This is a genomic window from Lacihabitans sp. CS3-21 (assembly GCF_024343675.1).
Lineage (GTDB): Bacteria > Bacteroidota > Bacteroidia > Cytophagales > Spirosomataceae > Leadbetterella.
Window position 1 is genome coordinate 49,074 of sequence record NZ_RJUD01000020.1, and the last position, 16,019, is coordinate 65,092.

Genomic DNA, 16,019 nt, shown 5'->3' on the forward strand with positions numbered 1-16,019 from the left:
AAATGAAAATATAATGTCCATTATCTTTAAAAATGCAGAGATTGCTAAAAACAATTTCGTGATACTTTCAGACATTGAATTACTTATTGAACCAGAAATTAATCTAGTGATATTGGGAGATAGTGGTTCGGGGAAAAGCACATTTTTGGATGTCATTTCTGGAAATATTTTCCCTTCTAAAGGTAAAATTGAAAAGAACAAATCAAAAAAAATAATTTCCGTGGGCCGAGATTACAGTTTTCATAGGCTTGTTGGACCCGTTTATCAGTATTATCAGCAAAGATTCAACTCGCAAGACGCAGAACTTGGCCCAACTGTATATGAAATATTGCAGAACATGATAATCCCGGTAGGAACTATAAACGAAAATTCAGTTGAGCACAATCCACCGCAATATTCAGAAGAATGGCTCGAAAAAATTGTAAAAAAACTACACTTGAGTCATTTACTCGATCAAAAAATCACATCCTTGTCCAATGGAGAAACTCGAAGAACATTAATAGCCAACGCATTATTAAAAAAGCCAGACATTTTGCTACTCGATAATCCCTTTACAGGTTTAGATGTGGCTAGTAGAGCAGAACTAAAAACTTTACTTTCTGAACTTTCGGATATTCAAATTATTCTTGTAGCTAATTTCAAAGATATTCCAATCAATTTTGACAAGGTGCTTCAATTAGAAAATGGTAAAGTTTCATATTTCGGAAAACTATCTGATTTTGTCCCAAAATATTCCATTCCCTATGAAGTTTCAAAAGGCTTACTATTGAGCATAGAAAAATTATCATCCAAACAATTTGATAGTTTTGAAACCGCCATAAGATTGGAAGAAGGTAAAGTGAAATATGGAAACAAAATTGTTCTCCAAGAAATTGACTGGGAGGTGAAAAAAGGAGAAAAATGGGCCTTAATGGGTCCCAATGGATCAGGAAAAAGTTCGCTATTAAGCCTTATAACGGGAGACAATCCCCAATGCTATCAAAACCAACTGTATTTATTTGACAAAAAAAGAGGAAGTGGTGAAAGCATTTGGGATTTAAAGAAAAAAATAGGCTTCGTTTCTCCTGAATTACATCTTTACTTTAATAAAAACACGACTGTTTGGAAAGTCGTTGCATCTGGTTTTTTTGATTCAGCCGGATTGTTTCAAAAAATCAGTTCCGAGCAGCAACAATTAGTAGAATTATATTTGCAATTGGTTAGTCTTTCGGATTTAAAAGATAGAAAACTCAATCAACTTTCTTTTGGGCAGCAAAGACTGGTTTTTTTGGCCAGGGCATTGGTAAAAAACCCAGCCTTATTGATTCTTGACGAACCATGCCAAGGCTTAGATTATAATCAAATGGTGTTTTTTAGAACTATTTTGAACGAAATTGCGATTCATCAAAATAAAACGTTGTTATTTGTGACTCATTATGATGACGAAATCCCTGCTTGTATAAATCAGAAGTTGCATTTATTTGGAGGAAAAGAACTGAATCTTTGATTTAACAAATCAAATTATTTAGAAATTTTCAACTTCTATTTAAATTCAGCCTAGGAACATTGAATAACCATTATTATACATGTCTAATAGGTTTATTGGGTTGTATTTAACAATCCTTCTTATCTCGAATATTTTTTTCTTTAGCATCATTTTGGAAAATAGTCCAATGACTACCGCTGACATAATTCTTGGGAAAATATTAAACCAGAGTTGTCACTTACTCATTGTATGTTATATCGTTTTTAATAAACACATATCTTTGAGAAATTCAGTTATTATATGTGTTTTAACTATTCAATTGCTTGATATCGCCAATGAAATTACAAATTACTGCTTCCCTGACGGTGATACAGTAAATGTAGACTTGATATTTGTAATGAGCCAGCGATTACTTTGGATTATAATATTAGTTATTCTAGGCACAAATTTTATCTCTAAAAGAAAGTTAAAAAACTTTCTTAACGTAGCTTTTGGAAGCCTAATTTTCTTGATATTCCTCTTAAAATTCGAAATAAACCATAATGATCAACCAGTTGTTTACTGCTCTATAATAATACTTTATATATTGCTTATTTATGGTTCAAACTTCAAAGAAAAGCTTTTTCATGAAGTCGGCATTGGAGTAACGTTCATTGTGATGGCAGATTTAGCTTTCGTTTTTTCTGGATTTCACGATGATTTAAACTGGAAGTACTTGTATTTACTGCCCCGTTTGTTTTTAAACTTGGGAGAAATGCTAATTCTATTAAAAATATTAGAAAAATATAAATCTTAAATAAACAGCAAAATGCAAATTGATCCAATGAATCATTCATTCTAACAGCTGAATACCTATTTAATTACCCTAATTTTAAACCCTTAACTGGAATATGCCCTAAGTTTAAATGATAAATAAAATACTTCTTTCAGCAATACTAATCTCATTTTCAATAGTTGTTCGTGGAAATTTTCCATCAATCGAAAATAGCCATTTAGTTAAATCCATTTACTCAGACTCACTCAAAAATAATGAGGATTCACTTACTTATTTAGCAAACACCTATTCATTAGATTCTGCAGAGCTGAAAGCCTTCCTTTCAGATTTTAGGAGCAAACAGTTGGCAATATTTTACGAGCAAAAAAGTACAGTTGCCGCTTGGAGAGTCTGTATAGCAGATGATAGCCTGAGAACACAAAATATTGTTTTACAAAAAACTGCAAAATTCCTCCATAGAAATCAGCATAAAAGCGAGTATTTAAAAAATGAATTTCAAAATACAAGCAAGGGCCAAAGGTCTATTTTTTTGCTTCGTACTTGGTGGGCTGATAGCTTAAAGTCAAATTTTGATAGCTTGGGTAACTCATCGGGATTCCGGACTTGGGGAATTGATATTAAAGAAATAAAAAAAAGTTTATTGGACGATATGAAAGCCGAGGCCTCCGCACCTCAATTTGTTGAAAGTCTGATAAATAGCGGCAAGAATGTTCCAAAAAAAATTATTCCTAACGTTGGATATGCTCTTTACAAAATCATCCCAAAGGGTAATCCACCACCTTCCCCATTCACTCCTTTTTGGACAAAAATTGAAGACTTACAAACAGTCGTATCTAATGATTTGGAAGATAAATTTGGGCTGCCCATCGTCAGTCATTCAGCAAAATATGATGTTTACAAAATACAGCTCAAAGAAGGGAAAAAAGCCATTTTATTTGAAAGTGAAATAGCTCCAACCACCGAAAACGGCTACAAAACCAATGGCGGTAGTACACAGACTTTGGTATTGGATAGAGCAAAATGGACTTTTCCCGTATTGATTAACGAATTAGAAATATTTCCCCCATTTAAGAAATGAGACACTGCGGAATAGTAGAAATAGATAAAGAAAATAAAGCTATAATAAAAGAAGCCAAGCAAGTTGTTTTTAAAAATGGAGACGCTAAAGAAATATTAAAAAAAATAGAAGACTTTAGGATGAAATTAGCCTATAATAAAGCAACTGAATCGCTAGAATCGAATTTTGGTTGGACGAAAATTTATGCTACCTTGATTGATAGTTTGTCAAAAAACACTAAAACTTAAAACTAAACTTATCTTTGTTTGGAATACAGCTGCCGTCTTTTAATGTACAGGTATAGCTGTTTATCTTACCCTCGATAGTTGCATCTGATTTTAATATCTTGACTTTCTGGATAAATTTCGCCTCTTTCACAAAATAATGTATAGTCCCTTCCCAAATTTTATCATATTTTTCTTTCGGATTTACGGCAACTAGTTTTCCCACTTTCTGGTATGAACCATTCGAAATTAAATCTAATTCAGTAGGGTTTGGACCTTCAACTTTAAGTTCAGAACTATAAATGTACCAGTCTTTTTCGATTTTTCCTGTGAAAACCAAATCCACTGTCTGGCCTATAGCCGGTTTTTTAGGGGTACTTGTGAAAGTCCATTTGACGGGCTTCAAAATGTCAACAGACATTAGGAATACAATCCCAAAACAAAAAAATATGCTAAACACTTTTTTCATAAAACACTCATTTTGTAAATATTAAAATTCAAACGCCTCTGCTTGACTAGGGATAATAATGTTTTTAAACCCTTCAGAGAATAGTTTTTCTTTAAATGACTTTTGGGTATCATATTCGCCATGGACCAAAAAGACGGTTTTTACTTTCGATGAATCCTGACACTTTAGCAAATCGATTATCTCCGAATAATCTGCATGTGCTGAAAATGAATCCATGATAGCAACTTCGGCTTTGACAATTTTCTCATTTCCAAAAATCTTGACAGTAGGTTGTCCGGTTTTCAGCATAGCCCCTAAAGAATTTGGTGAGCAATACCCTACCATCAGGATAGTATTATCTGGATCTTCTATGTTATTGGCTATATGATGCTTAATTCTACCAGCTTCTGCCATTCCTGAGGCAGATATAATAATACACGGTTGTTTTGATTCATTCAAAGCTTTTGAGTCCTCTACCTCTGTAATGTAGTGTAGATTGTCGAAACCAAAAGCATCACCATCTCTTTCGATATAATTCAAAATATCAGGATTAAAGTCCTCCCTGTGTTTTTTCATGACCATAGTTGCATTTACTGCCAAAGGACTGTCTACATAAACAGGAATTCGGGGCAACTTGCCTTCAAATTCCAATTGATCAAGTGCAAAAACCAACTCTTGGGTTCTATCCACTGCAAAAGCTGGGATAATCAATTTTCCACGTTTTACGACACAAGTTTTATGAACTAATTCAAGCAAATGAGCTTTCATATCTAGCTCTGGTTCGTGCAATCGGTCACCATAAGTTGACTCACAAATTAAATAATCTACTTGAGGAAAACGCTCAGGACTTCTGAGGATTTTATCGTTAGGTCGTCCAATATCACCAGTGAAATAGATTTTTTTTGTCTCGCCTTCTTCTTCTAAATGAATCAAAATGCCCGCACTTCCCAAAATATGACCAGCATTGAAATATTCTATTCTAACTCCATCTTCCAGATAGAACGGTTGATTCAATTTTATGATTTCAAATAAAGCCAAGGCTTCGTTCACATCGTCTTCTTCATACAAAAGCTCCAATTCATCTTCCCCCCTATTTCTTCTTCTCCTATTTACCCGTTCTAAATCTCGCTCTTGAATTCTCGCCGAATCCATGAGCATTATTTCACAAAGGCTTTTGGTAGCAGCGGTACAAAATATTTGACCTTTAAAACCCTTTTTTACCAACCTGGGAACAAGACCAGTGTGGTCAATATGAGCATGTGAAAGCAATAAATAGTCAATTTCAGCAGGATTAAATCCAAAGTTGAGGTTCATGTCGCTGGTGTTGATACCTTGAAACATGCCACAATCTAGTAATATTTTTGTGCCTTTTGAGGTAGTTAATAGATGTTTACTGCCTGTAACTTGTTGAGCAGCTCCGTAAAATTGTAGTTTCATTGTTTATAGCTTTTGGCTTTTAGCATTTAGCTATTAGCTTTTTTGTGCAAAATAAACAATTGTTGTTGGATTTGAATCTGTTTTGAATAAGAAATAGTTTTGGAGTCTATTGTACCTGAAATATTTCCGCATTGCTAAACCTACAATTTTATGCTTATGGATTTTGTTGATAAAACTAGTCTTGCGTTCAGTCAATTAATTCATTATGAACCCATAAAATTTGCTGGGAATTTGTAGCGAACATTTCCTTTAAATCCTTTAAATGCAATAATCTCAAATCTAATTCTAAGAATAACAAAATGTTGAGGTCAAAATAATACAAATTGAATTTCTATTCAGGATTATTTATATTTTAATTATGTCGTTTCAAAATTTCCATTGACTTCGAATTTCGAAACGATTCTTTAATACTACTTCGGCATCTTGTTTACTGGATTACTCCGTTGAGCTTGCTCAACCACAACCACGTTTTCAACCGCCGTCAGGAGCCATTTTTCTGCTTTTTTTACAAAAACCAACAGTTTTAAATTATCAGCTTCGGGGTATAATGTACCCGATGGCGAAGTATATGCTCCAACTTGCTGTAAAAGATGCACCACCATGACCTCTTTTGTTATTGCCCGAAATGTTACACTTTTCTTTGTGAGCTTTACATTCTTGAACATTCCTTCGTGAAAAATCTGATGAGCATACTGAATCTCGCGACGGTTTTTCCACCACATACCTACAACATTTACCCAGTCGCAATCTTCGGTGGCATAGTTGGCAATATCATCGTAATTGTGGTTGTTCCAACTCGCAATCAATGCATCTACTTGTTTATCCACCGCCACTTCGTCGGGAGTTTTAGCTTGGGCAAAAAGTGCGTTTGATATTAAAAACAGGAGACAAAATGAAGCTAATTTTTTCATAATCAATTATTTATATAAAATTCTTGATTGCAAAATTAGCAGATGAATAGTCGTAAGAATAGTACAAACACGACAAGTTTCAACCAAAGAGAATTAAACTTCAAAGGCTGGGTTTACTAAAAACTACTAATAAAAAATCTGATTTCGAAGTGAAAATGGAGTTGTAAGAAACTCGTTTTCGATAATCGACGGAGAAACACCACAAAATGCCTTAAAATCTCGAATCAAGTGCATTTGGTCGAAGTAACCGCACTCGTGGGCAATGGTCGTCCATTTGATATTAGGTATGTTTTCTTTCATTACCCAAGCCTTAGCGAAGCGAGTTTGGCGAACAAAAAACTTTGGAGAAACTCCTACTCGCTGCAAAAACTGCCGCTCTAATTGGCGATTACTTACACAGGCTTGCGAGGCAATTTTATCGACATTTACAAGTCCCCCTTCTTTTATAATCATTGGCAAAACGCTGTCTATAGGAAGTCTACTACGTAGTTTATGGAGTTTTTTTAATAGAAAAACCTCCACAATTTCTTTCAATTTATCTGGCGATTGTGTTTCGGCTAATTGCTCATTAATGAACTGAATCTCTTTATCCAAAATGTAGGTGCTATCCAATGACTCATCAACGGGAAACTCATTCATCGAAATCCCCAACAAACGATATAGCCCACAAGGTTGAAAACCAACTTTCACCGTAAAATTTGAATGGTGCATTTTCAACTTGATTCGGTTTACTTGCGGCCCCACCAAAATACTGCGGTTGAGTTTTACCTTTTTATTAGTAGTCAGATATTCGCTTTCAGGAGCTTCAAATGGATAAAAATAAAGGCATTGCTCAGGCAATGGCGGAAACGAAAACTCAGGACGTGGCAAAGTTCGGTCTAATTCAAAGCGAAAAACCATGATATTATTCACAAATTCGCTCAAGGCGGGGTGAGGTTTGTAAATTTTATGAAACATAGTTTTCGCTGAGTTTTATTAGAAATACAGCCTCCTTACCACAATCAAGCAACTATATATTTTGAATAAGCAGCAGCATTAGGCATATTTTCTTTGATGGCATGTAAATGTAAACGATAGCCTTGGAGATTCCCACAAAGTTGGCTTCCTTTTTTTAAAATTAAGCAAGTAGACAGAATAGTGGTGTTTAAGCATGAGATTTATAACTCAAATCATCCGTTTATAAATAATTCCGTTTGTTTCATATGGTGTATTTTTCGGAATTTAAGCTAATATTAATTATTTAAGGAAGTTTTCTATTCTTTAGTACTTCAAATAATCCAAACAAAAAAACAGAAACTCAAGTTGATGAATTTCTGCTTTGTATATGAACTTAAATCTTTCAGGTTTAACCTAACGTTTTGATTCAACTATTTTAATGCAAAAAGTGCCTAACGCCAGTCATTACCATTGCTATCCCATTTTCATTACAATAGTCGATTGACAGTTGGTCTTTTATAGATCCTCCTGGCTGAACAACTGCTGTAACTCCTACATTTCCAGCTATTTCTACACAGTCAGGAAAGGGGAAAAATGCTTCTGAGGCCATAACTGAACCTTTCAAATCAAAGCCGAACTCTTTTGCTTTATCTATTGCTTGTTTTAAGGCATCTACTCGCGATGTTTGTCCTACCCCGCTGGCTAGCAACTGGCCGTCTTTGGCAAGCACTACATTATTGGATTTTAAATGTTTACATATTTTCAATGCAAACTCCAATGCTTTATTTTGATCATCCGTAGGAACTGTATTTGTCACAACTTTAAAATCAGCCGTTTTTTCTGTTGAAAGGTCTTTGTCTTGCTCCAAAACCCCATTCAAAAGCGTTCTGAATTGTTTCTTCGAAGTCTTTACTTCCTTTCTTATCAATAATCTGCGGTCTTTTTTCTTTTTCAAAATCTCCAAAGCATCTGTATCAAATGAAGGTGCTATCAAAATTTCAAAGAAAAGTTTGTGCAATTCTTCAGCAGTAGCTAAATCCACGTTTCCATTGGTAATAATAACTCCACCAAAAGCAGAAATTGGATCACAAGAAAGAGCATTTAGGTATGCTTGGTGCGAAGTGGCGGCAGTAGCTACTCCACAGGCGTTATTATGCTTTACGATTACGTAAGTTAAGTCATCAAATTCTTCAATCAAACGCACGCAGGCATCCACATCCATGAGGTTGTTGTACGAAAGTTCTTTTCCGTGCAATTGCGTAAACATTTCGTCCAGATTTCCGTAGAAATTGGCCGATTGATGGGGATTTTCACCGTATCTAAGTGATGTTTGTTGAGATGCTCTAAAATTTCCACCGTCTTCTATACCTGCAAAATAAGCATGAATGGCAGAGTCATAATGCGAACTTGTTCCGAAGGCCAACTTGGCATACCTCTTTCTATCTTCGAAATCCGGTCCGCAGTTTTTGGTAGAAAGAATCTCAAAAACATCATCGTATTGCGTTCTTGAAGACACTATCAATACATCTTGGAAGTTCTTGGCTGCTCCGCGAATCAAAGCAATACCACCAATGTCAATCTTCTCAATAATATCATCTTCTGAAGCTCCAGAGGCTACTGTTTCTTCGAAAGGATAAAGGTCAACAATTACCAAATCAATTGCCGGAATCTCAAGTTCAGCAGCCGTTTTTACATCATCTTCGTTGTCTCTGCGGTGCAATATTCCTCCAAAAACTTTTGGGTGAAGTGTTTTAACTCTTCCTCCAAAAATCGAAGGATAAGATGTTAGGTCTTCAACAGCTATTACTGGAACTCCCATTTCTTCAATGAAACTTTGGGTGCCGCCCGTTGAATATATTTTAACGTCGTTTTCATGTAAAAGCTTAACGATTTTATCTAATCCATCTTTATAAAATACCGAAATGAGTGCTGACTCAATTTTCTTTGACATATTAATCTTTTGAAATTTCCTGCAAAAGTACGGCTTTTTAAATTAATCGACTAATGTGGAGCGATTTTTCAGGTTGCATTAATGGTTATTGAATGATTTAAAAAATTAATTCACATTTAATAAAATGTTGTTTAAATTAGCATAGCGGCATTTTTTTAATAATTTTACAAGAATTCTTTTTCTAGAAAAACCCCTAAGTTTTAGAAAATCAACAAAAATATAACCTATAAACTATGTTAAAATCACTTTTTCGTAGAAAAAACATTGATCAAGCCATCAAAGATGTCAATTCTGTTGAACACGGCAGCGGCCTAGCAAAAGTACTTGGCGTAAGAGACTTAACCATGTTCGGAATAGCGGCCATCATAGGTGCTGGTATTTTCAGCACCATAGGTCGAGCCAGTTTCAATGGCGGCCCCGCGGTTTCACTTTTATTCGTTTTTACCGCCATCGCTTGTGTTTTTACAGCTTTAAGTTATGCTCAGTTTGCCTCCACAGTTCCCGTGAGTGGCAGTGCTTATACGTACGCCTACGTATCCTTTGGGGAACTCTTCGCTTGGATTATTGGCTGGGCATTGGTGCTTGAATATGCAGTTTCTAACATGGTAGTGGCCATTTCATGGTCTGAATATTTTGTGAGTATGTTAGAAAATATCTTCCGAGTCCATTTTCCTCGATGGCTGGCTATAGATGCAGGAACAGCAAAATTAGCCTATCAAGATGTGCAAAATGCAACTGCAAATGGAACTTTAGGTGAAATAGCTTCGAATATGAAGGCTTTGGCTCAAGCATATGTGGATGCTCCAACTATTGCGGGCATAAAAATCATATTTAATTTACCAGCGGGTGCCATAACTGGTCTAATAACCGCTTTGATTTACACTGGTATAAAAGAGTCTCGCAATGCTTCAAATGTTTTAGTAATTATTAAATTGGCTGTAATATTATTGGTTATAGTTGGTGGAGTTTTTTATATCGATACTGCAAACTGGAAGCCTTTCGCACCTAACGGTATGAAGGGTGTAATGATGAGTGTAGCTTCTGTTTTTTTTGCTTTTATTGGTTTTGATTCCATCTCCACTACTGCCGAAGAGTGTAAAGATCCTCAGCGAGATTTGCCCAAAGCCATGCTGATTACATTGGCGATTTGTACTGTGTTATACGTGGTTATCACCTTGGTGCTCACGGGTATGGTAAATTATAAAGAGTTAGGTGTTAATGACCCATTGGCATATGTATTTGAAAAAGTAGATTTCAACTGGATGGCTGGAATTATCTCCGTTAGTGCCGTAGTAGCTATTACAAGTGCTTTGCTTGCTTACCAGGTGGGTCAGCCGCGTATCTGGATGGTAATGAGTAGAGACGGCTTGCTTCCAAAGAAGTTTTCCAAAATTCATGAAAAATATAAAACGCCAAGTTTTGCAACAATCGTTACAGGTCTTTTTGTAGGGATCCCTTCGCTTTTTATGAACATGCAGTTTTTTATTGACCTCACTAGCGTGGGAACTTTTTTTGCGTTTATTTTGGTTTGCTGTGGCATACTTTATATGGACCACACTGGACTTAGCAAAAACTCTAAATTCAAAGTGCCTTATGTCAATGGAAAGTTCATAATTGGTATTGTTTTTCTGGCTGGTTTGTATTGGACCCACTATTATACCGATGGAATATTTGCACACATTTCTGAAAAGCCACTTATCGTTGTTTTTTGGTTGGCTTGGTTGGCTATTTCAGTTATGGCTTTGAAATATAAATTTTCGCTTTTGCCGGTTATGGGCATTCTGACAAATCTTTATTTAATGACGGAGTTGGGCTGGTCAAACTGGAGAATGTTCCTTATTTGGGTTGTGATTGGCATAGCCATTTATTTTCTATATGGCTATAAAAATAGTAAACTGAACAAAGCTTAATTTTCATGAAAAACATAAAATTTCTGTACCTAATTTTTATTATAATTCTGTCACCGAGTGTCTTTTCCCAAGATTTTGACACTTTGAGTATTGTGAAAAAAGGTGCCAAACTCATTAAAGTTTCAAACCAATTTAAATTCACTGAAGGACCGGCTGCCGACAAAAAAGGAAATGTGTTTTTCACCGATCAGCCCAATAATAGGATTTGGAAATACGATACCAAAGGACAGTTGAGTGTATTCTTAGAAAATGCTGGCCGCTCAAATGGCCTTTATTTTGACAAAAAAGGAAATATTTTGTCGTGTGCTGATGAGAAAAACCAGTTGTGGTCTATTGACAAAAAAGGAAACCATACCGTTTTGCTGGATAATTTTGAAGGAAAACTTCTAAACGGACCAAACGACCTTTGGCAAGATAGCAATGGTGGGATTTATTTCACTGACCCATTTTACCTAAGAGAGTATTGGACTAGAAAAACACAAGAAATAGACAAAAAAAGGCTTTACTATTTGCCAAAAGGTTCTAAAACTGCCATTATTATGGATGAAGATTTTAAACAACCCAATGGTATAGTGGGTAGCGGTGATGGGAAATTTCTCTATGTTGCGGACATTGGAGCAAGCAAAACCTACCGATACGAAATCAGCGGTGAGGGAAAACTTAGCAACAGAACGCTATTTGCCAATATGGGCTCAGATGGTATGACAACCGATGCCGAAGGAAATCTTTATTTGACTGGTAGAGGTGTTACGGTTTTTGACAAAACTGGAAAGCAAATTGCCAAAATACCTGTGCCGTCAGGGTGGACTGCCAATATTTGTTTTGGAGGGAAAAACCGTAAATTGTTGTTTATAACGGCTTCTGATTCTGTTTACACTTTAGATATGCATGTGAAAGGGGTGAATTGAATTCACCCTTTTTTATATAACTTTTACCTACCAAAATCGTCTTGAACTCTAACGATATCATCTTCATTTGAAGGATTTTGTTTGTCGGTGTGTTGCCATATTTCCGCTACAACACCCCAACCATCTGCTCCCAAAAGTCTGTGTCTTTCGCCACATTTCAGGTTAATTACCTGACCTATTTGAAGAGGCTGTGGTATGGTTTCTTTGTCTGTGTCTGATATGACTACGCCTGCTACACCGCCAATCAGTTTCCATATTTCGGCTCTTCGGTGGTGATATTGCCACGAAAGTCGCATTTGTGGGGCAACTACCAATATTTTCGGGCTCAGTTTTTCGAACCCTGCGAAATCTGCGAGACTCAAATGTGAAAAAAACCTATTTATAAATGCCGGAGCTTGCGATTCATCTATAACAAAAAAACCTCCCCAAGGGCGATTTTGGTCTTTTGAAATTACGGAGAATCCTTCTTTTGAGATAAATTCTGCAATTGATTCGAAAACCAATTCTTTACTATTGTTTTTTTCTAATTTCATTTCCTTATGAATGGGTTAAAACTTTATTCCTTAACGACAAATAAATTCCTAATTTTTATTGCAATATTTAGCGTTATTTTCTTTGGTTTGATCTCAATACCAAGTTATAAGTTTACTTATGTCTTTTTTCAGGTTCGACCCTTTGTCTGACCGTTTTACATAAAACTGATAATTATTAATATCCAAATCGTTCCAATTTTGTCTTTTGTTGACGCCAATCTGGCTCCACTTTAATATATTGTTCCAAAAACACTTTTTTCCCAAAAAACTGTTCCATTTCTTTTCTAGCTTCAGTGCCTACGATTTTTATGCGTTCACCTTTATGACCCAACAAAATTGCCCTTTGGGTGGCTCTTTCTACATATATTTCGCTCGAAACCTTAATGATGTCGTCGGATTCTTTAAACGCCGTTATCACCACCTCGCAGCTGTAAGGTACTTCTTTTTTATAATTCATAAATATTTTTTCCCTGATTATTTCAGCGGCAAAAAATCTTTCTGGCTTATCCGTAAGTTCCTCTTTGGGAAAATATGGCGGATGGACGGGCATCAAGTTGATGATATTTTCGAGAAGTCCATCAATGCCTACTTTTTGAAGAGCCGAAATAGACAATATCAAACTTGGATTTAAAACAGCCTTCCAATGGTCTATCTTTTCCTGCACTATTTCAGGAGTTGATAAATCTATTTTATTAATTATCAGAATTATCGGACTTTGGCATTTTTGTAATTTCTGAATTACATCTTCCTCGTCATATTTTTCATAAATATCTGTCACAAAAAGTATCACATCGCCATCTTCGATAGAGCCATGCACAAACTCCATCATAGAATTGTGTAATTCATAAAGTGGTTTTATAATTCCAGGGGTGTCACTATAAACCAATTGAAAATCAAATCCTTCTGTTTGGCCATTAACGATACCCATTATTCTGTGGCGGGTAGTTTGGGCTTTGGAAGTAATGATAGACAACTTCTCCCCCACCAATTGATTCATCAAGGTAGATTTTCCTACGTTAGGTTTTCCTACAATACTAATAAACCCCGCCTTGTGTTCTTTCATTTTACCGTTAATCTGTTTTCTATCAATCTGTTTTGATACTGTTGGAGAAATCCCTTGGCTTGAAATTGCATTTCCTCCAATTTCTTAGGCTCTCTTTCTGATAAATCATTTTGCAATAAAGCATCTTTTGCAAAATTAAATAATCCTTGGGGTTTTTCGCCGTCAAATAGCATAACATATTTTCCTGAGTGCCACTGGTAGTTTTCAAAGAAGTTGATGGCATAGTCGTTCCCTCCAGAATCAAATATGTTTTTTCCAAATGCCAAAAACGGTTTTTCAACTTTTAGCAAGGCCATTAAACTAGGAAAAATATCAATCTGTTGAATGTTTTTTTCAGTTTTAGTAGGTTTCAACTGTTCTGGAAAATATATGAAAATAGGCACTTTGAACCTCCCCACGTTGTTGCTAAAAGCTGGTAGGGTAGCATGCGAACTGGTATGATCTGCAGTTATCACAAACATTGTGTTCTTAAACCACGGTTTGTTTTTTATAGATTCAAAAAACCGTTTTAAGGCATAATCTGTATAGCTTAGGGTTTCATAAATGGGATGTGGACCTTTTTTAAATTTACCATTTAGATGACTTGGTATTTTGAATGGATCATGTGAGGAAAGTGTAAAAACGGTACTAAAAAAAGGCTGTGGAAACTGGTCTAGTTTTTTACCAAAAAATTGTAAAAATGGTTCGTCCCAAATGCCCCAAATACCATCAGAATCACTTTCGTTTGCATATTCAGTTTTACCAAAATAATGGTCTATCCCCACCAAGTTGGCAAAAGATTGAAAACCCATTGAGCCATTTGGAGCACCATGAAAAAACGAGGTATGATAACCTTTGGTTTTTAAAATGCCTGGTAAACTGTTTGTTTGATTGGTAGAAAAAGACGAAAGCACAAAAGGCTGTTTGAAACTAGGTAAACCGCACCAAATTGCTGGAAGAGCCTCTATGGACTTTTTCCCATTTGCAAAACTATTCTCGGAGTAGAATGACTTTTGCCTTAACGAATCCAAGAATGGCGTGAATCCTCCCGAAATATTGTCTTTGTTTACTACGCCGGAAGCTTCCTCGCTATAGCTTTCAATAATAATGACCACAACATTGTAAGGAATGAAATTATTCGTTGAGTCAAAAAAATGAATAGGGCTAAATGCTTTTTCTAGATCAATTTCATTTCTAAAAAACACAAGTTTCTTCGTTTGATTTCCTCCCAGTGTTTTGAAAATAGTGAAAGGCGTATTGAAAACCAAAGCTGTATGATGCGGCTGCTGAACATATTCTCCAGCATGATTCAGTCCCAACGGTCGTGTTGAATGATATAAGTCGCCCCCACGCAAACCCCCGACTATAAAAAACACTGAAATGAAAGCAAAATCAAATTGGGTGTGCTTACTTTTGAAACTTCTAGAAGGCTTTAAAAATATGATAATCAACCAAATACCAACTAAAAAAAATATCCAAACTGCCCAAACAGTCCAATAACGAGTTAAAAAACTAAGCAAAAGCCCACTCAAATTATTGATATCCTGAAGTTCAACGAGACTAGAAAATATAGACCGCCGAAGATTAAACTGGTAATACACACCATCGATACAATTGGCCAAAAGCCCAATGGCGTTTGTTGTGAAAAACAAAATATCGGTGAAAAGCCTAAATTTTTTGCCATTTAGATGATTTCCTGGGAATATATAAATTAAAATAAATGGCAGATTTAGGTAAAGAATACTAACTATATCGAACCTAATGCCGCCCTGTAAAATCTTTGTGAACTCTTGAAAGCTTATATTATCAAAAAAATCGAGATTGGAAAAATAGAAGTGTACGCGAGACAGGGAAAACAAAACGAGAATGGCTAAGATTCTGAAAACAAGAACAGAAATAGGCAGAAATAAGTTGGATTTTGAATTCATAATTGGCTTGTTTTCAACTAATCTACACGATCTAAAAACCAAAAATAGCTATTTGAAGAAAAGAAAAAAGGAGGCCGAATGACCTCCTTAGTAGCGGGAACAGGACTCGAACCTGTGACCTTCGGGTTATGAGCCCGACGAGCTGCCAACTGCTCCATCCCGCGATATTGGACTGCAAAGGTAATACAATTTTCTTAAAAATCAAGCATTTTGTTAAATATTCAATAATTTAAAGACATCAAATTATAAAATCTTTGTTTCACAACGTATTACCTTTCATATTGAAAATAAAATCTATTAGTTTCGAACCCTTTAACAATTCATCCCCCATGAAATATATAAGCACTTTGGTTTTCTACTTTTGTTTGATTAGTTTCTCCTTTGCCCAGCAAAAAAAAGTACTAGTCATACTGGTTGATGGAATCCCATACGATGTAATTAAGAAGGTAAAAACTCCTAATATAACCAAAATTGCCCAAAAAGGTGCTTTGGAC

The 16,019-nt window shown here is 35.6% G+C and carries 14 protein-coding genes and 1 tRNA gene; 6 read left to right on the forward strand and 9 right to left on the reverse strand.

Annotated elements, in window-relative coordinates:
- Window positions 1–13 precede the first annotated feature (13 nt).
- The 4 genes from EGI24_RS12445 (at window position 14) to EGI24_RS12460 (ending at window position 3,545) form a co-directional block, all read left to right on the forward strand.
- Window positions 14–1,486, forward strand: coding sequence for an ATP-binding cassette domain-containing protein (locus tag EGI24_RS12445; RefSeq protein ID WP_255048746.1), 1,473 nt, complete (start codon window positions 14–16; stop codon window positions 1,484–1,486).
- 259 nt (window positions 1,487–1,745) lie between these two features.
- Window positions 1,746–2,261 carry a hypothetical protein gene (locus EGI24_RS12450; protein WP_255048747.1) on the forward strand — a complete coding sequence of 172 codons (516 nt, stop codon included), beginning with the start codon at window positions 1,746–1,748 and terminating at the stop codon, window positions 2,259–2,261.
- Window positions 2,262–2,370: 109 nt separating this feature from the next.
- The gene (locus EGI24_RS12455; RefSeq protein ID WP_255048748.1) at window positions 2,371–3,318 is read left to right on the forward strand and encodes a hypothetical protein; all 948 of its coding nucleotides are present in this window, start codon (window positions 2,371–2,373) and stop codon (window positions 3,316–3,318) included.
- Window positions 3,315–3,545: a hypothetical protein gene (locus EGI24_RS12460; protein WP_255048749.1), complete on the forward strand. Its 231-nt coding sequence runs from the start codon at window positions 3,315–3,317 to the stop codon at window positions 3,543–3,545. The genes EGI24_RS12455 and EGI24_RS12460 overlap by 4 nt, the downstream gene beginning before the upstream one ends.
- Here EGI24_RS12460 and EGI24_RS12465 read toward each other — a convergent pair.
- The 5 genes from EGI24_RS12465 to purH form a co-directional block, all read right to left on the reverse strand.
- Complete coding sequence (locus EGI24_RS12465; RefSeq protein WP_255048750.1) at window positions 3,535–3,990, reverse strand: protein-disulfide reductase DsbD domain-containing protein; 456 nt, start codon at window positions 3,988–3,990, stop codon at window positions 3,535–3,537. The two genes, EGI24_RS12460 and EGI24_RS12465, sit on opposite strands and share 11 nt — an antisense overlap.
- 21 nt (window positions 3,991–4,011) lie before the next feature.
- On the reverse strand, window positions 4,012–5,406 hold the full coding sequence (locus EGI24_RS12470) for an MBL fold metallo-hydrolase RNA specificity domain-containing protein (RefSeq protein WP_255048751.1): 1,395 nt from the start codon (window positions 5,404–5,406) through the stop codon (window positions 4,012–4,014).
- 410 nt (window positions 5,407–5,816) lie between these two features.
- A complete protein-coding gene (locus EGI24_RS12475) occupies window positions 5,817–6,317 on the reverse strand; it encodes an SgcJ/EcaC family oxidoreductase (protein ID WP_255048752.1) in 501 nt (166 codons plus the stop codon).
- Between the two features lie 126 nt (window positions 6,318–6,443).
- Complete coding sequence (locus EGI24_RS12480) at window positions 6,444–7,274, reverse strand: helix-turn-helix transcriptional regulator (protein WP_255048753.1); 831 nt, start codon at window positions 7,272–7,274, stop codon at window positions 6,444–6,446.
- 415 nt (window positions 7,275–7,689) lie between these two features.
- On the reverse strand, window positions 7,690–9,204 hold the full coding sequence (purH, locus tag EGI24_RS12485; protein WP_255048754.1) for a bifunctional phosphoribosylaminoimidazolecarboxamide formyltransferase/IMP cyclohydrolase: 1,515 nt from the start codon (window positions 9,202–9,204) through the stop codon (window positions 7,690–7,692).
- Between the two features lie 233 nt (window positions 9,205–9,437).
- On the opposite strand from purH, the gene EGI24_RS12490 reads away from it, so the two are divergent.
- Both EGI24_RS12490 and EGI24_RS12495 read left to right on the forward strand, forming a co-directional pair.
- A complete protein-coding gene (locus EGI24_RS12490) occupies window positions 9,438–11,114 on the forward strand; it encodes an amino acid permease (RefSeq protein ID WP_255048756.1) in 1,677 nt (558 codons plus the stop codon).
- Between the two features lie 5 nt (window positions 11,115–11,119).
- Window positions 11,120–12,022, forward strand: a complete 903-nt coding sequence (locus tag EGI24_RS12495; protein WP_255048757.1) for an SMP-30/gluconolactonase/LRE family protein — start codon at window positions 11,120–11,122, stop codon at window positions 12,020–12,022.
- 23 nt (window positions 12,023–12,045) lie between these two features.
- On the opposite strand, the gene EGI24_RS12500 is transcribed toward EGI24_RS12495, so the two are convergent.
- From EGI24_RS12500 to EGI24_RS12515, 4 genes are all read right to left on the reverse strand, one after another.
- Complete coding sequence (locus EGI24_RS12500) at window positions 12,046–12,555, reverse strand: phosphoheptose isomerase (protein ID WP_255048758.1); 510 nt, start codon at window positions 12,553–12,555, stop codon at window positions 12,046–12,048.
- A gap of 175 nt (window positions 12,556–12,730) precedes the next feature.
- Window positions 12,731–13,618, reverse strand: coding sequence for a GTPase Era (gene era / locus EGI24_RS12505; RefSeq protein WP_255048759.1), 888 nt, complete (start codon window positions 13,616–13,618; stop codon window positions 12,731–12,733).
- Window positions 13,615–15,525, reverse strand: coding sequence for an LTA synthase family protein (locus EGI24_RS12510; protein ID WP_255048760.1), 1,911 nt, complete (start codon window positions 15,523–15,525; stop codon window positions 13,615–13,617). The genes era and EGI24_RS12510 overlap by 4 nt, the downstream gene beginning before the upstream one ends.
- 91 nt (window positions 15,526–15,616) lie before the next feature.
- A tRNA-Met gene (locus EGI24_RS12515) sits at window positions 15,617–15,689 on the reverse strand.
- Window positions 15,690–16,019: the final 330 nt, after the last annotated feature.